Here is a 15,657-nt window from a genome sequence, read left to right as displayed (position 1 = left end):
TGGCTGGAGTCATCTCATGAATCAAGTTCCATATCTGGAGTTTTGCGGCATCAGCAAGGAGTTTCCCGGCGTCAAGGCGCTGCAGAACGTCTCCTTCGCCTGCCAGCAGGGCACGGTACACGCGCTGATGGGAGAGAACGGGGCCGGCAAGTCCACCCTGCTCAAGATCCTGAGCGGTTTTCAGGCGCCCACCCGCGGGGTGGTGAAGCTGGCGGGTCAGGAGAAAGTGTTCCAAAACACGGTCGATGCCCTTGAGAGCGGGATCGCCATCATCTATCAGGAGCTGCACCTGGTCCCTGAAATGAGCGTGGCGGAGAACATCTACCTGGGGCAGTTGCCGACCCGGCGCGGCGTCATCGATCGGGAGAAGCTCTATCAGGATGCAGCCAGGCAGCTGGCACGCCTCGGGATGGATGTCTCCCCCGAGACGCCGCTCAAGTACCTGTCCCTGGGTCAGTGGCAGATGGTGGAGATCGCCAAGGCCCTGACCCGGGACGCCAGCGTCATCGCCTTCGACGAGCCGACCAGCAGCCTGTCGTCCCGCGAGATTGAGCAGCTGTTTCGGGTCATCCGCCAGTTGCGGGACGAGGGCAAGGTCATTCTCTACGTCTCCCACCGCATGGACGAGATCTTCGCCCTGTGCGATGCCATCACGGTGTTCAAGGATGGCCAGTTCGTGCGCACCTTCGCTTCCATGGCCGAGGTGGACCGGGATCTGCTGGTCAAGACCATGGTGGGGCGCGAGCTGACCGACATCTATGGCTACAGCCCAAGGCCGCTAGGCGAGGCGGGCCTCAAGGTGGAGCACCTGATGGGGCCCGGCCTCAAGGCGCCGGTGTCGCTCGAGGTAAAGAGAGGGGAGATCCTCGGTATCTTCGGGCTGGTGGGGGCCGGGCGCAGCGAGCTGATGAAGCTTATCTTCGGCGCCGAGACACCTCGAGGGGGCGAGATATCGGTGTTTGGCAAACAGGTGGTCATTCAGAGCCCCATCGACGCCATTCGCAGCGGCATCATGCTCTGCACCGAAGACAGGAAGGCGCTCGGCATCATCCCCATCCATTCGGTGCAGGAGAACATCAACATCAGCGCCCGCCGCCACCACGCGTGGGGAGGCTTCTGGATCAACCAGAAGTGGGAAGACGAGAACGCGAGGCTGCGGATCCGCGACATGCGGGTCAAGACCCCGTCTCCCCAGCAGGCCATCATGAACCTCTCCGGCGGCAACCAGCAGAAGGCCATTCTGGGGCGCTGGCTGTCGGAAGACATGAAAGTGATCCTGCTCGACGAGCCGACCCGGGGCATCGACGTCGGGGCGAAGAACGAGATTTACAACGTGATTTACGATCTGGCCAAGGTGGGCATTGCCGTGGTGGTGGTCTCGAGCGAGCTGCCGGAGGTGCTGGGCATCGCGGATCGGATCCTGGTCATGCGGGAGGGGGAGATCGCCGGAGAGCTTTCCCACGACGAGGCCAACGAGGTCAAGGCGCTCAATCTGGCCATGCCGGCCCGTTGATCTGCTGACCGCAACGAGATAGCACCCGGAATTTTCAGGAGAAATACCATGACAACTACTACCTCGGTCGGCCAAGCCGCCAACGACACCGCGGCGAGCGGTACCCGCCTGCAACTGACCCGCATCTGGGATCAGTACGGCATGCTGGTGATCTTCGCCATCCTGTTCCTGCTCGCCTGCGTGCTGGTCCCCAACTTCGCCAGCCTGATCAACATGCGGGGGCTCGGGCTTGCCGTCTCCATGTCGGGCATGGTGGCCTGTGGCATGCTGTTCTGCCTCGCCTCCGGCGAGTTCGACATGTCGGTGGGCTCTGTGGTGGCCTGCTCCGGGGTTGCCTGCGCGGTGGGCATCAACGCCACCGAGAGCATCCCCCTCGGCATTCTGGCCGGTCTCTCGGTGGGCCTTGTCTTTGGCCTCATCAACGGCATCGTCGTGGCCAAATTCAAGATCAACGCCCTCATCACCACCCTTGCCACCATGCAGATGGCGCGCGGGGTGGGCTACATCATCTCCGACGGCAAGGCGGTGGGCATCGTGGAGGAGGGCTTCTTCGAGCTTGGCAACTCCGCCCTGCTCGGCATCCCGACGCCCATCTGGCTGACGGCTGTCTGCTTCGTGCTGTTCGGGCTGCTGCTCAACAAGACCACCTTCGGGCGCAATACCCTGGCCATGGGGGGTAACGAGGAGGCCGCACGTCTGGCCGGGGTCAACGTGGTGCGCACCAAGATCATCATCTTCACCATGACCGGGCTCATCGCCTCGCTCGCCGGCATCATCCTCGCATCCCGCATGACCTCGGGTCAGCCCATGACCTCCATCGGCTTCGAGCTGGTGGTGATCTCCGCCTGCGTGCTGGGTGGGGTCTCCATGAAGGGGGGGATCGGCAAGATCTCCTACATCATCGCCGGGGTGCTGATCCTGGGGCTGATGGAGAACGCCATGAACCTGCTCAACATCTCCCCGTTTGCCCAGTACGTGGTGCGTGGCCTCATCCTGCTCGCCGCCGTGCTGTTCGACCGCTACAAGCAGGTGCGCAAAGCCCGTATCTGAGCAATGTCTTTCCTCGTCACCGGGCCGGCCTCGCGCCGGCCCGGTGTTTTCCCCGGCAAGCTGTGAGCCAGTTCAACAATTTCACAACGAACAGCTTGCGAACATAGGGGGTTCCTACGCCGGATCTCTACAATGGCCCATGTCGACTTTTTTACCGAAACCCTGTTTTCCGCCATGTCCTCGATGCAAAAAGAGAAGCCGAAACAACTCAATCCCCTGCTACCTGGCTACGCCTTCGACGTCTTCCTGGTCTCGGGGATGACTCCCATCGAGCAGGGGAGTGCGCTGGATTTCACCATCGACAGGCCCCACGGCATGAAGGGGTTCATCGTCAATCTGACCATCAAGGGCAAGGGGCAGATCTTTCAGGGGGACAAGGCCTTCACCGTGGAACCCGGCGACCTGCTGCTCTTTCCACCAGCGGCGGTGCACCATTACGGCCGGGCGCCGGATGCCCGGGAGTGGTATCACCGCTGGGTCTATTTCCGGCCTCGGGCCTATTGGGCTGACTGGCTCAAGTGGCCCCAGGTGACGGAGCAGGTGGGGCGACTGCAACTGGCGGACAACCAGCTGCTCACCGAATTCGACGCCCTCTTCCTCGACATCGAGGAGACCCACAAGCAGCTGCGGCCCATGTCGGAGCAACTGGCCATGAACCTCTTGGAGCGGTTGCTCATCCGCTGCTACGAGGCATCGTCCCAGAATGCCTATCCAGCCATCGATCACCGGGTCCACGAGGCGTGCCAGATCCTGAGCGAGTCCCTCTCGGCCGAGATCTCGGTGGAAGCGCTGGCGGAGCAGGTGTTCTTGTCCCCCTCGCGCCTCGCGCACCTGTTTCGCGAGCAGGTGGGGGTGAGCATAGTGCGCTGGCGCGAGGATCAGCGCATCATGCGGGCCAAGCTGCTGCTGCAGACCACGCCGCTGTCGGTCGCCACCATAGGCCAGCAGGTGGGCTATGACGATCAGCTCTACTTCTCGCGGGTGTTCCGAAAGCGGGTAGGGGTCAGCCCCACCGAATACCGCAAGTGCGCCACCCCGCTGTGAGCAGAGCCCAGAGATGACAAAGCCCTCATGACGAGGGCTTTTGTTATCCATGAGGGGCGGATGCGCAATCAGCCCTGACGAGCCTTGAACCTGGGATTGCTCTTGCAGATGACGAACAGCTTGCCGCGCCGACGCACGATCTGACAGTCCGGGTGACGCGACTTGGCGGATTTCAGGGAGGCGAGGACTTTCATTGTTTCTCTTTTCCTTTGCTGAAGAACTGACCGAATCGCTGGCCGAAGCGAGCGACCTGACCTTCCTTGCCGACCTGCTTCTGTTTGCCGGTATAGAAGGGGTGGGACGCGCTGGAGACATCCAGCGTCACATAGGGGTAGGTGTTGCCATCTTCCCACTCTCTGGTGCGATCGGTGGCCAGCGTGGAGCCGATCAGAAAGTAGGTATTGCTGGCGAGATCGTGGAACAGAACCTTGCGGTATTCAGGGTGAATATGGGGGCGCATGATTGCCTCTTTTGTTATGTTATAACAAGGTATGGATAATGCGATGGATGAGAATCAATATCAACTGTTTTTTCCATGATGACAGCGATGGGGGAAAATCGGGGCCGTTCGGCTGCACATCGTCAGCAAGAAGGCATGGGCGGTGAGGGCTTATGTGCAGCCACCATCTTTACTTTTTAAAATTACTGTATAAAAATACAGTAAATTATCATGGAGACGTACCCTATGCGCCTGGAAATCATCATCGACAGAAAACACCAGATCCCCACCTCGACCATGGAGGCCTTGCGCCAGGAGCTGCTCAAGCAACTGGGTGAGCGCTTTCCCGATCTGCATGTGCGGGTGGCACCGGGTAGTGCCATGGCTCTGACGGTCAGTCGCGCCAGCAAGGAAGACAAGGAGCTGGCCGAAGCCATGGTGCAGGAGGTGTGGGAAAACGCCGATAGCTGGATGCCGGAGGAAGAGGCTCTGGAGGCCTGAAGATAAGCTCTCAGCGGCAAACATCGTCGTGATCCACCAGGGCGCGAGGAGGAACCTCCAGTCGGGTGATGATCCCTGTACCGGCTTTGCCGAACCGCTCTTCAAAACACGCAGTCATGGGCTGCGTGTTGCGTTGATGAGGTAAGCGCATGACCATGAAGGCGAATGGCGAATGGCGAATGGCGAATGGCGAATGGCGAATGGCGAATGGCGAATGGCGAATGGCGAAAGAGTAATGTCTCTGGCTGCGCTCAGAGTCCCGCCCAACGCTTGAGGCTGTCGACTTGCACCCGTTGGGTGGCCTGTGCGATGTCGCCATTGGCACGCAGTGCCTTGAGGGCCGCGGGGAGCGCCGCGCGCACCTCGTCCGCCGTCATCCCCGGTTGCAATGCCGGGTGGTAGGCAAGCTTGAGTAACACGTAATCGAGCCCGGTCAGAAAGCTGTCGATGCTGCTGTCATTGAAGATGGAGGGGAACACCTTGTCCGAGTCGTTGGGCAGCCCCATCACCTGGCTCAACTCTTCCACTACGCAATCCAGAAAACGACCTTTTGCCCGGCTGTAATCCACCGGAATGATGATGGTGGCACGGGTGATCTCGTAGCGAGCGTTGGTGGCGAAATTGGCCAGGCAGATCCCCTCCTTGAGGGCGATGCGCACCGACTCGTCCTGGCGCATGGTGCGCGCAGCCCAGCTCGCCATCTGTTTGTGCCGGGTCATGATGAGGGTGAGATTGGGGTTGTCGTTGACAATCTCGATGGGGTGACCGGTGATCCTGCTCAGGTGACGGGTCTGTACCTTGACGACCTCGGCCTGTAGCGGCTTGTCGCCGAATTCGTTGACGAGCTTGAGACGCACGGGGCCCGGCCAGCGGGAGAAGTGCTCCTGTTGTTCATGGCCATACTCCCGTTTCATGGCGATTTCCATGAAGCTCTGGACAAGGTAGTCATCACGCTGCCAGCGTTCGGTGGCCGACAGCGGCAGGGAGAAGAGCCAGAGCATCAGCCCCGGGAGCAACCAGTGCCCATGGCGAACGGGCTGGACAGGTGTGTGCCATGGGCGCATCTTGCCTCCTTGGAAGGGGATCAGCGGGTGGTACGCTCGATATCACGCCAGGTGAGCCAGAGCCTGAGATCGAACTCCAGTTGATGATAGTCCGGTTCCATGTGCTGGCAGAGCTGGTAGAAAGCCTTGTTGTGATCCTTCTCCTTCAGGTGGGCCAGCTCGTGCACCACTATCATCTTGAGAAAGGCGGGATGGGCCTCCTTGAACAGGGCGGCGATGCGGATCTCGTTCTTGGCCTTGAGCTTGCTGCCTTGCACCCGGCTGACATAGGTGTGCAGTCCCAGGGCATCCTTGATCACGTTGATCTTGCCATCGAAGATCACCTTGGAAAGCGGCGCCGAGCTTTTCAGGTAGCGGTTCTTCAGCTCCATGGTATAGGCGAGCAGCGCCTTGTCGCTCTGGACGAGGTGGGTTTGCGGGTAGCGTTTGGCCAGCATCTCGCCGAGTTTGCCCGCCGCAATCAACTGCTGTACCTGAGCCTTGAGTGGCTCCGGATAGCCCCCCAGATAAGTCAGCTCCGCCATGATTCTTCCCTCTGCCGCAAAAAAGAGCGCCATTGTAGTCAGGATGGGGCGCCTTGAACATGGTCGGCCCCCTCTTTGTGACGACAACGAAAAGGGGCCATCACCAGGATGGCCCCTTTTGTGTGCCTGATTAGCGGCGCCGGTACAGGCCCGGGTCCACCTCTTCATACTGACCTGCCAGATACTGGTAGAAGGCAAGGTGGGAGGGGGAGGTCGGCGTCTTGAGCTCCTGTGCCACCCGCTCCGGTTTGGCGATGATGAATTTGGGGGGTTGGCGCTGGATGTCAGCCAGCACCCGCTCGCGCACATCGTAGGGCGGGTTGACGTTGGCAAAGAACAGATAGGCGGAGGCCGGCTGGCGATCGGTCCAGAGGTAGTATTGCGGCTGGATGCCATCGACCCAGATCTTGTCGGTGGGCGCCGTCTCGGCCAGGATACGATCGACCCTGACCTGGGCGGGGGGATTGAACGGCCTGCCCTTGAGATTGCCTTCCCAGGCGTTGTTGACCAGCAGTACCAGCATGGCCAGCGAGGCGAGCCAGGGGGTGGCGCTTCGCACGTCCCAGGCGCGCCAGAGCGGGACCAGAATGAGCACGGGCAAGGCCCACAGCAGGCTGTTGCCGAGCACCTCGCGCACCCGCTCCAGAGACCACTCCTTGGTGCTCCAGCCATAGCCGAGCTGCTGGGCCAGCAACCAGCTGGCGGTCAGCACCACCAGGGAGATGCAAAGTAGCCCCAGGGCATCGGATCGCTGCTCGCTTCTGTCCAGCAGGCAGGCGAGCGGCAGCAGGCCAAGCTGCAGATAGAGCACGTCATAGTGATCGAACACATGGCCGGAGACCGAGTTGGCGATCAGGGTGAACAGCACCCCCAGCAGGGTGGCGCACAGCGCGGGGAGATACCACTCCTGGCGGCGCCCGAGCATCAGGACGAGGAAGGCGGGCAGCAGCATGATGAGGCCGGTGCGCAGCAGACCGACGGCGCCTACCTCAGGAGAGAAACCGTTGCCGTAGCTCCCTTCAAAGAAGATGCCGAAGGCGTAGTATTTGAACTCTGCCAGCACGTCGTGGTGCTGGAAGTAGGCATAGAGCGGGCCGCCGACGAGGGCCAGTCCAAGCAGGCTGGAAAAGAGCAGGGCAAAGGCGCAGCGCCACTGCTCGCGCAGGCACCAGTGACAGAAGAGCACCAGATACCAGGCCCCCCAGAAGGCGCCGTTGTTGGTGCGCATCCAGGCCACGATGGCGAAGGTGAGTGCGGCGACCAGGGCCGGTCCCCAGCTGAATCGCTTGTCCAGCAGCAAGGTGATGAAAGCCCACTGGGCGATGAGGGCCAGATGGAATGTCCAGTCCTCGGTCATGTTGCCGTAGTAGTAGCGAGTGCTGTAGAGCGCCAGCAGGGCCAGCATGCTGCCAAGTCGCGCCCGCACCGAGAGCCCGAGCTGCGAAAAAGCCTGCCAGCTCGCCATGAGGCCCAGCCAGCAGAGCACCCACTCCAGCAGCCAGATCCCGAAGAAGCCACCAAGGCCATAGCCCAGTGCATCGAGGGCGAAGATCATGGGACCCTTGATGTCGATCATGTCCCGATAGAGTACGCCCCCCTCGCTCCACATCTTGCCCATCACCGCAAACAGGGAGGCATCAAATCCCGGGGCCATGCCGTGGAACAACGGATTGCGCAGACAGAACAGCAGAGCCATCAGGGCGGTGAGCAAGATGACCGACGGCCTGATCCCGGGATTGTGGCGGTGCGGGGTAAAGCGGATGGCATGATTCATGGGTGACCTGTTCCTGCGGGAAAGACTGAAAAAGCGGGCTTATCTTGCCGAGCCGGGCTGCACGATGCAATGGAAGAAGTGTAGGCACCTGAAATAATTCGTAAAAGTATCGTTTTCACGCCTCTGGCTGCATTGGCAGGCCCCATCACAAGACAGGGCAGGCGCAGTCGGGCGTCACAGCCTGAGGTTGCATGGTAGGGGGCATGCGCCTGGGAGCGGACCAGGATTCCCCTATGCGGCGAAAAGGCGGCACCGACCCGGGATGGGCCGGTGCCAGATTCACTGGCCGTGATACTCCACCAGGGCCGGCAGGGTGCTGAGCTCCGGCAGGTGGCGTGCCCAGCGCAGGAAGGCATCCGCCAGGGTGATGCCGAGCTCCTGATTGTGCTGGGTCAGGGTGCGGGCAAGGGCAGTGTAGCCCTCCTTGCCGGAGGCAGTATAGGCACTGGAGACCCCGCGATAGATGGCATCCGGCTCGACGTGCAGCCACTGACCCGGGCTGGCTTCCCATTCCAGGCGAGTGATCCTCTCCCCTTTGGGCCTGTCGGCCTGATAGCAGAAGCGCACCCCGGCGGTGTAGGGGAAGCTGCCGCTGCCATTGCCCGTCACCCCGTTGTTGGTGGCGTTGTCGATGGCCCCCTCCAGTGCCTCGGCCAGTTCATGGCCGTGCACCCGGTAGAGGGTAAGGGGAATGGCAAAGGGCAGCAGGCGTCCGGCAACGTCTGCTTCGGTCAGGGGGCCGGGCTCGAGGGAGCAGCGCACGCCCCCGGCATTGTGCAGGGCAAAGTCCACCTGACCCACCTGTTTGCGGGCACTGGCCAGCATGGCGCTCGCCACCAGGGGGGCGACCTGGCTGCCGGCGGGCAGGGTGGCATCGGGCAGCCGCTGATGGTGCAGTGGCCTGGCGAGGCGGGTCACGATGCGGCGGGTCATGGTCTCGAGCTCGGGGCGATAACGCCGGGCCAGATGCAGCTCGAGCTCGGGGGCCGGTTCGCAGAAGTGCAGCCCCGCAGGAGGCGGGGAAGCAAAGGGCCAGGGATCCCAGGGTAACCACTCCAGCTGGCCGCGGCTTTGGCACACGCGTCCCTGCTCGTCGAAGGTGAGTTCGCACACCCCGAGACAGAGGGCGCTGTGGGCGGCGTGCAGGATGGCCACCCCGTTCACCATGAGGGGATAGCTGCCTTCGCTGTCGAGCCCGAGCGGCGCCAGATCCCCCAGCAGGCTGTGGGTGTGCCCGCCGACGATGAGGCTGAGCTCGGGGAAGCGGGTCGCCAGTCGCTTGTCCTGCGCCAGACCCAGGTGGCTGAGCAGGATGATGTGCTGGATGCCAGCGGCCTTGATCTCTTCGAGGGCGCGGCTCAAGGTCTCTTCGATACCGTGGAAACGGGTGTGGGGATCGGGGCTCGCGATGGCGGCCATCTGCGGCAGCGTGATGCCGAGCAGGGCGAAGGGCACGTCGTCGATGACGCGCTTGTGCCAGGGGCGGCTCGCGTCAAACAGCTGCGGCAGTCCCTGCAGCCGCAGCGGGGCATCGGCGGGCTCCTGACGGTTGTCGATGTTGGCGGCGAGCACCGGGAAATCGAGCTGGCGCAAAAACTCCACCAGCGGCCCGTTGCCCAGATCGAATTCGTGGTTGCCGATCACCATGGCATCCGGTCGCAAGAGGGCCAGCAGGTCCGCATTGGCCCGCCCTTTGAAACGGTTGAAGTAAAGTGACCCCTGGAAGGTATCGCCGCCATGCAGCAGCAGGCAGGTCTGGCCGGCTGCCTCGGCCTGTTGGCGCAGGGCGGTGAGCCGGGTCAGGATGCGGCCATAGCCGCCGCACTGGGTGCGCCATTCGGACTCGCCATCGGGAGAGAAGCGCATGGGGGCGCCATCGAAATGGGAGTGGCAGTCGCTGAAGTGGGCAAGTTGAACCGTCATACTCAAGGCTCGGTCCTCCTTAGGAAAAAAGAGCACCGAGTCTACTGCATGGGGTGGGGGGGATACCAGCCCGGCGGCAGCCGGGCCGGTAAAGAGTCAGGCGGGAACCATGATCTGGGTGGCGAGGATCACTACCAGCAGGCCGACGGCCACCGGCAGCGAGGTACGTTTGACCACCTCGAACGGAGAGAGATTGCCCATCCCCGCACAGGCGACCACCACCCCGGAGACCGGCGAGATGGTGCGGCCGAGGTTGGATGCCTGCAGCATGGGGATCACCAGATAGGCCGGGTTGACGCCGAGGCTGGTGGCCAAATGGGGGATGAGCTCCACGAAGGCGTAGAAGGGGGCGTTGCCGGAACCCGTGGTGAAGGCCGCCAGGGTGGTGATGACCACCAGCACCAGCATGATGACGATGCCGCCGGTACCGAAGCTCTGGGCCAGATCCAGGAGGTTGGCGATGAAACCAAGCCCCATCAGACCTTGGGCAAAGACCCCGGCACCCACCAGCAGCATCACCACGCCGGCGAAGGCGTCGGCCATGTTGCGCCAGCACACCTGCAGCCCGTCCAGCAGCTCGCGGCCGTTGCGCTTGCGCACCAGTTCCAGCAGGGCGGCCAGCACCAGGCAGATGACGATGATGGTGACGATGTCGAGCTTGGGCCCCAGTTTGCCGTCAAACAGCAGCACACCGATGATGGGGGTGAAGGGCAGGATGGCGTAGAAGCCGGGGGCATCGGTGACGAGATCGCTCGGGGCGACCGCGGCGTTGTGCTCCCCGGCCTTCTGATCCAGATAACGTTGCCAGAAGAAGTGGGTCACCGCCATGGCGGCGATGGCCACCAGGGAAATGGGCAGGGTCAGCTTGAAGGCAAACTCGATGAGCTCCATGTTCGCAGCCTGGGCTGCCATCACCACGTCCCCCGAGGTGGGGGAGAGGATGATGGCGGCCGGTGAGGCGCACACCGCCGCTGCCGCGCCACGGGAGATCCCCATGTTGACCATCAGCGGGAAGAGGGTGGCCATCAGCAGAACCCCGAGGCCGGTCGCGGAGCTCACCGCCAGCGACATGGCGCAGGCGACCAGATAGGCGGCCACCAGCAGGATGTAGGGGGACTTGATGACACCGAGGGGCTTGCTCGCGATCTTCACCAGTATGGTGTTGGCGCCGATGTGGCTCATGTAGCCGGCAAAGCCGCACAGCACCATGATGAGCATGCCGAGGCCACCCCCCCTGTCGACCAGCAGGAAGCGCACGTATTCGAAGATGTCGGTGGCCATGTGGCCGGTGGAGGGGACGCTCGCCGGCAGCACCGCCTTGCCCATCAGGGCGGTGATCGCCAGCAGCAGCAGGCCGCCGCTGAGCAGTACCCCGGTGGCGGAGTAGCCCTTGAAGATGTAGCGACCCACGGCCAGGGTGACCAGGGTGCCGATCAGGAGTTCTATCATAAAACCTTCCCAAGAGTTGAAGTGAGGGGGTGGCCTGCCAGGGCTCACCAGAGGGTTGCGCTGGACTATCCGGCATCGGCCAACAAAAACACTGCGGATATTACCCACTAAGGAGTATTTCACCATCCATTCGATGGCAGCTTGTGATCTCGACTGCAAATCCCCGCCTGAGCCGGGGTGATGACTCGCACGTTTGCAGCAACCGGGTGCCAAGAGCGGATGACAGGGGGCTGGATCAGGGGTAATCTCCCAATCGGGTTATTAATTCATTGATTATTAATTGAAATTAAGCCGGGACTCACAAGGAGCAAAGCCGCGGACAGATGGGACTCTTCAGCAAGACAGGGGTGACGGTGGCCCTCATTTATGCCGCCTCAATCGGTGCTGTACCTTCCCACTATGCCGGTGTGAAGGTCGCCCCCGATATCAAGGTCGACTTCCAGTTCTATCGGGTCTCCGGGGCCGATGTGGGGGCCGTGATGCGCCAGATCACCGCCTTGTCCCCCACCCAGGCGGACGGGCACATCGGGAAGGCCAGCTATCAGCTCTCCTGGCAGTTGCAGACGAAGGCGACGGCGACACGCTGCGAGCTGGAGCAGGCCAGCGTTCGTGCCCGCATCCAGATCAGGGTGCCCAACTGGATGGACAAGGCCCGTGCGCCCGCGAAGGAGCGCCAGAAGTGGGACAAGCTGGTGGCCGCCATGTTTGACTACGAGAGCCGTCACAAGGATATTCTGCTGGAGAGCGTGAGCCAGCTTGGCACGCGCCTCGCCCAGTTGCCGGTGAACCGGGATTGCCCAACCCTGGAGCATCAGGGCTGGCAGGCAGGGCAGGCGGTGCTGGAGGCAACCCGGGCGCGGTTCGACACCCTGGCCAGCCAGACCGATCAGGGGCGCAAGCTGGGGGTCGTCTGGCCCAGGGCTGGCTGATAACACGTGTACAGGCCCATGGCCACTCATGGGAAACATAAAAAAACGGGCTGATTGAGCCCGTTTTTTTGTTGGTGCGCCAATAGCGTGGAGGCCGGCAGCCCCGGCTCCTGGGTGGCTAGTCGCGCAGTGGCTTGCCCCTGCGCAGTCTTCGCACCCAGTAGCGGGCGGGGTGGAGCGCCTCCAGCAGATCGGCGGCCAGCGGCAGGGGATCGCCGCAGATCTCGCTGGCCAGCAGCTCGCCGCACAGGGGCGCCGAGCACAGACCCCGGGAGCCGAGCGCCCCCAGCACGTAGAGGCCGGCGTGCAGGGGCAGCGCGCTCTGCTGATCCGCGGGGGCGTTGACGTCATGATCCGCCAGCGCCGCCAACCGGGCGACGGGCCCGGCGACCGGCAGGTGATCCCGGCTGGCGCAGCGCACCCCGACACGGGCCTGAGCGCCGCTCACATCCACCTCGGCAGGCCAGCGCTGCTGGGGCACACAGGCTTGCAGCCGTGCCCTGTTCTGCTCCTGCTCGTCGGCGCGGTAGGCAAGGTCGGTCTGGTTGCGGCCATAGCTGGCCCCGATGCAGTGCGCACCGTTGTGGGCCGGGGTGAGGTAGCCATCGTAGCAGAGCACAGTCCTGAGCTGACTTAACCGCGCCGTGGTCGGCACATGGCTCACCTGACCGCGCACCGGATACAGCGGCAGCTCCGCGAAGGGGAGCAGGGCGGGCAGCTTGTGACCGGCGGCCACCACCAGGTTTGGCGCCTGCCAGGCTCGGCCATCCTGGCTCTCCACCCGCCAGCCATCGACCTCTTCGGCAATGAGGGTCACAGCGGCATTGAACACCACTTCCAGCCGCCCGCTGGCCTGCGCCTCCGTGATGGCGGCGCGGGTGAGCTCCGCCGGACAGAGCCAGCCCCCCAGGGGATAGCTCACGCCATCCGCATCGCAGGGCAGGCCGACCACCTGCTCAACCTCCACAGCCGAGAGTGGGTGCATCAGCTCGGGGGGGAAGGGGCCCTGGCTCATCTTGGCAAGCTTGGCGGCGGATTTGTCGTCGTAGCCGAGTTGGGTGACGCCACACAGGGAAAAGGCGACGGGGTGGTGCTTTGCCAGGGCCAGCAGCCGGTTTCTGGCAAAGCCGAAGGCCAGCGAATAGAAGCGCGACAGGGCATCGTGCTCGCCGTTGAGCAGGGGGTAGAGCGCCCCCTGCCGATTGCCGGAGGCGCCGCTGGCCGGTTCGCCATCTTCGCACAGCAAGGTGACGTGCCGACCCCGCTCCACCAGAGAGAGCGCCGTCATGGCGGAAGCGATGCCGCCACCGATGATGAGCACCTCTCCCTCCCGCCCTGTGGGGCGGGCATACCAGGGGGCGATGCTCTGCTGCGGCACTTTGCCTTCCCGAACACCCGCCAGCATCTCCCGCTTGCTGCCGTGGCCCTTCACCTTCTTCATGGCAAAGCCGGCGGCAATCAGCCCTCGTCGCACGAAACCGGCGCAGGTAAAGGTCGAGAGGGTGGCATCGGGGCGGGCGAGGCGAGCGAGATCGTCGAAGAGATCCTGGGTCCACATCTCTGGGTTCTTGGCAGGGGAGAAACCGTCCAGATACCAGGCGTCCACCAGACCGGTTGCCGGATGGGGCACCTGGGGCAGCATCTCCTTGATGTCGCCAAACCAGAGGTCGAGGCGGATGCGGCCATCGGCAAAGAGCAGGCGATGGCAGCCGGAGACCGGCAACGGCCACTGGTCGATGAGAGGCTGGCTCAGGTGGGAGAGCTCGGGCCAGGCGGCCAGGGCCTTGCGCAGATCGGCCTGGGTAAGGGGGTATTTCTCGACGCTGATGAAGTGCAGCCGGGATCCGTTGCCGGACAGGGGGGCCTGTTCCAGAAAGACGGCCATTGTGGCCAGAAAGTTAAGTCCTGTACCGAAACCTGTTTCACCAATCACGAAACTGTCACTATCGTGGTGCGAAAATCGCTCTGGCAGTCGATTTTGCTGCAAAAAGACGTAGCGGGTTTCACTTAGACCGTTATCATTGGAAAAGTACACATCCCCGAACTCACTGGAGACTGGAGTTCCCGCTTCGTTCCAGTCCAATCGGGCATGATGTAAGGATGTTTGACTCACGTTTTCCTCGGCTCGCGTCACAAAATCGCGGGCATTCTACGTGAAAGCAGACCAGTTTGGCAGCCGAAAGCGGGTAGACTCGGTGCCAGTTTTTCCAGACGAGATGAATTAATGAGAAGAGCAGTGATCACCGGTATCGGCGTCATCTCCAGTATCGGCAACAACAAGGAAGAGGTGCTGGCCTCCCTGAAAGCAGGCAAATCCGGCATCACCTATTCCGAGCAGTTCGAGCAGTACAACCTGCGCAGCCGTGTCTGGGGTAACATCAAACTCGATCCGTCTGAACTGATCGACCGTAAAGTCATGCGTTTCATGGGTGACGCCGCGGCCTATGCCTACCTCTCCATGCAGCAGGCCATCGAAGATGCCGGCCTGCCGGAAGAGATGGTCTCCAACGAGCGTACCGGCATCGTGACCGGTTCCGGCGGCGCCTCCGGCAAGAACACCTCCGAATCTGCCGATATCGCCCGTGAAAAGGGCGTCAAGCGGGTGGGTCCCTACATGGTGCCGCGTACCATGTCCTCCACCACCTCCGCCTGTCTTGCCACCCCGTTCAAGATCAAGGGTGTCAACTACACCATCAGCTCCGCCTGTGCGACCTCTGCCCACTGCATCGGTCACGCCCTGGAACTGATCCAGCTTGGCAAGCAGGACATCATCTTTGCCGGTGGCGGCGAGGAGCTGGACTGGTCTTCCACCATCCAGTTCGACGCCATGGGCGCGCTCTCCACCAAGTACAACGACAACCCGGAAAAAGCGTCCCGCACCTATGATGCGGACCGCGACGGCTTCGTCATCTCCGGTGGTGGCGGCATTCTGGTGGTTGAGGAGCTGGAACACGCCCTGGCCCGTGGTGCCCACATCTACGCCGAAATCACCGGTTACGGTGCGACCTCCGACGGCTACGACATGGTGGCCCCGAGCGGTGAAGGCGCCGTGCGTTGCATGAAGATGGCGATGCAGGGTGTCGGCAAGGTGGACTACATCAACACTCACGGTACCTCTACTCCGGTTGGTGACACCAAGGAGCTGGAAGCCATTCAGACCCTGTTTGGCAGCAATGCACCCAAGCTCTCCGCCACCAAGGCGATGACCGGCCATGCCCTGGGCGCCGCCGGCGTGCACGAGGCCGTCTACTCCCTGCTGATGATGGAACACGGCTTCATCGCCCCCAGCATCAACATCGAGAACCTGGACGAGAAAGCCGTGGGCCTGCCCATCGTGCGTGAATACGAAGCGGCCGACCTCAATACCGTCATGTCCAACAGCTTCGGCTTTGGCGGTACCAACGCCTCTCTGGTGTTCAGCAAGTTCAAGGCTTGATCTCCCTGTGG

The 15,657-nt window shown here is 62.6% G+C and carries 14 protein-coding genes; 6 read left to right on the top strand and 8 right to left on the bottom strand.

Going from position 1 to position 15,657, the window contains the following annotated elements:
* Positions 1 to 16: 16 nt before the first annotated feature.
* The 3 genes from araG (at position 17) to araC (ending at position 3,607) form a co-directional block, all read left to right on the top strand.
* Entirely contained in the window at positions 17 to 1,513 is a 1,497-nt protein-coding gene (gene araG / locus C2U30_RS04495) for an L-arabinose ABC transporter ATP-binding protein AraG (RefSeq protein ID WP_010674476.1), read from the top strand.
* Between the two features lie 48 nt (positions 1,514 to 1,561).
* On the top strand, positions 1,562 to 2,563 hold the full coding sequence (gene araH / locus C2U30_RS04490; protein WP_010674477.1) for an L-arabinose ABC transporter permease AraH: 1,002 nt from the start codon (positions 1,562 to 1,564) through the stop codon (positions 2,561 to 2,563).
* 132 nt (positions 2,564 to 2,695) lie between these two features.
* Complete coding sequence (araC, locus tag C2U30_RS04485; RefSeq protein WP_039040092.1) at positions 2,696 to 3,607, top strand: arabinose operon transcriptional regulator AraC; 912 nt, start codon at positions 2,696 to 2,698, stop codon at positions 3,605 to 3,607.
* A gap of 68 nt (positions 3,608 to 3,675) precedes the next feature.
* On the opposite strand, the gene ykgO is transcribed toward araC, so the two are convergent.
* Positions 3,676 to 3,801 (bottom strand): type B 50S ribosomal protein L36, encoded by a 126-nt coding sequence (ykgO, locus tag C2U30_RS04480; RefSeq protein WP_010674479.1) that lies wholly within the window; start codon positions 3,799 to 3,801, stop codon positions 3,676 to 3,678.
* Positions 3,798 to 4,067, bottom strand: a complete 270-nt coding sequence (locus tag C2U30_RS04475; RefSeq protein WP_039040091.1) for a type B 50S ribosomal protein L31 — start codon at positions 4,065 to 4,067, stop codon at positions 3,798 to 3,800. Before C2U30_RS04475 ends, ykgO begins: the two co-directional genes overlap by 4 nt.
* Before the next feature lie 225 nt (positions 4,068 to 4,292).
* Here C2U30_RS04475 and C2U30_RS04470 point away from each other — a divergent pair, with 225 nt between their 5' ends.
* On the top strand, positions 4,293 to 4,547 hold the full coding sequence (locus C2U30_RS04470) for a DinI family protein (protein WP_010674481.1): 255 nt from the start codon (positions 4,293 to 4,295) through the stop codon (positions 4,545 to 4,547).
* Positions 4,548 to 4,798: 251 nt separating this feature from the next.
* On the opposite strand, the gene C2U30_RS04465 is transcribed toward C2U30_RS04470, so the two are convergent.
* From C2U30_RS04465 to dcuC, 5 genes are all read right to left on the bottom strand, one after another.
* On the bottom strand, positions 4,799 to 5,548 hold the full coding sequence (locus C2U30_RS04465) for a DUF2927 domain-containing protein (RefSeq protein WP_103244648.1): 750 nt from the start codon (positions 5,546 to 5,548) through the stop codon (positions 4,799 to 4,801).
* Positions 5,549 to 5,631: 83 nt separating this feature from the next.
* Positions 5,632 to 6,135, bottom strand: coding sequence for a M48 family metallopeptidase (locus C2U30_RS04460; RefSeq protein WP_042881073.1), 504 nt, complete (start codon positions 6,133 to 6,135; stop codon positions 5,632 to 5,634).
* 130 nt (positions 6,136 to 6,265) lie between these two features.
* A complete protein-coding gene (locus C2U30_RS04455; protein WP_103243257.1) occupies positions 6,266 to 7,909 on the bottom strand; it encodes a hypothetical protein in 1,644 nt (547 codons plus the stop codon).
* Between the two features lie 279 nt (positions 7,910 to 8,188).
* Positions 8,189 to 9,838 carry a bifunctional metallophosphatase/5'-nucleotidase gene (locus tag C2U30_RS04450; protein WP_103243256.1) on the bottom strand — a complete coding sequence of 550 codons (1,650 nt, stop codon included), beginning with the start codon at positions 9,836 to 9,838 and terminating at the stop codon, positions 8,189 to 8,191.
* A gap of 90 nt (positions 9,839 to 9,928) precedes the next feature.
* Positions 9,929 to 11,281 (bottom strand): anaerobic C4-dicarboxylate transporter DcuC, encoded by a 1,353-nt coding sequence (gene dcuC / locus C2U30_RS04445; RefSeq protein WP_039040085.1) that lies wholly within the window; start codon positions 11,279 to 11,281, stop codon positions 9,929 to 9,931.
* 323 nt (positions 11,282 to 11,604) lie between these two features.
* On the opposite strand from dcuC, the gene C2U30_RS04440 reads away from it, so the two are divergent.
* Positions 11,605 to 12,210, top strand: a complete 606-nt coding sequence (locus tag C2U30_RS04440) for a DUF922 domain-containing protein (protein WP_103243255.1) — start codon at positions 11,605 to 11,607, stop codon at positions 12,208 to 12,210.
* Between the two features lie 118 nt (positions 12,211 to 12,328).
* Here the strand turns inward: C2U30_RS04440 and mnmC are convergent, their stop codons facing one another.
* Positions 12,329 to 14,344 carry a bifunctional tRNA (5-methylaminomethyl-2-thiouridine)(34)-methyltransferase MnmD/FAD-dependent 5-carboxymethylaminomethyl-2-thiouridine(34) oxidoreductase MnmC gene (mnmC, locus tag C2U30_RS04435; RefSeq protein ID WP_199767342.1) on the bottom strand — a complete coding sequence of 672 codons (2,016 nt, stop codon included), beginning with the start codon at positions 14,342 to 14,344 and terminating at the stop codon, positions 12,329 to 12,331.
* Positions 14,345 to 14,434: 90 nt separating this feature from the next.
* Here mnmC and fabB point away from each other — a divergent pair, with 90 nt between their 5' ends.
* Complete coding sequence (gene fabB / locus C2U30_RS04430) at positions 14,435 to 15,646, top strand: beta-ketoacyl-ACP synthase I (RefSeq protein ID WP_029314417.1); 1,212 nt, start codon at positions 14,435 to 14,437, stop codon at positions 15,644 to 15,646.
* Positions 15,647 to 15,657 lie beyond the last annotated feature (11 nt).

This window comes from Aeromonas sp. ASNIH5 (assembly GCF_002902865.1).
GTDB lineage: Bacteria > Pseudomonadota > Gammaproteobacteria > Enterobacterales > Aeromonadaceae > Aeromonas > Aeromonas caviae.
This window is presented reverse-complemented; position numbering and strand designations above follow the sequence as displayed.

Coding starts and splice junctions, on each gene's coding strand:
- araG (WP_010674476.1), top strand. CDS start 17: ATGAATCAAGTTCCATATCTGGAGTTTTGCGGCATCAGCAAGGAGTTT.
- C2U30_RS04470 (WP_010674481.1), top strand. CDS start 4,293: ATGCGCCTGGAAATCATCATCGACAGAAAACACCAGATCCCCACCTCG.
- C2U30_RS04465 (WP_103244648.1), bottom strand. CDS start 5,548: ATGCTCTGGCTCTTCTCCCTGCCGCTGTCGGCCACCGAACGCTGGCAG.
- C2U30_RS04455 (WP_103243257.1), bottom strand. CDS start 7,909: ATGAATCATGCCATCCGCTTTACCCCGCACCGCCACAATCCCGGGATC.
- C2U30_RS04440 (WP_103243255.1), top strand. CDS start 11,605: ATGGGACTCTTCAGCAAGACAGGGGTGACGGTGGCCCTCATTTATGCC.
- dcuC (WP_039040085.1), bottom strand. CDS start 11,281: ATGATAGAACTCCTGATCGGCACCCTGGTCACCCTGGCCGTGGGTCGC.
- araC (WP_039040092.1), top strand. CDS start 2,696: ATGGCCCATGTCGACTTTTTTACCGAAACCCTGTTTTCCGCCATGTCC.
- C2U30_RS04475 (WP_039040091.1), bottom strand. CDS start 4,067: ATGCGCCCCCATATTCACCCTGAATACCGCAAGGTTCTGTTCCACGAT.
- araH (WP_010674477.1), top strand. CDS start 1,562: ATGACAACTACTACCTCGGTCGGCCAAGCCGCCAACGACACCGCGGCG.
- fabB (WP_029314417.1), top strand. CDS start 14,435: ATGAGAAGAGCAGTGATCACCGGTATCGGCGTCATCTCCAGTATCGGC.
- C2U30_RS04460 (WP_042881073.1), bottom strand. CDS start 6,135: ATGGCGGAGCTGACTTATCTGGGGGGCTATCCGGAGCCACTCAAGGCT.
- ykgO (WP_010674479.1), bottom strand. CDS start 3,801: ATGAAAGTCCTCGCCTCCCTGAAATCCGCCAAGTCGCGTCACCCGGAC.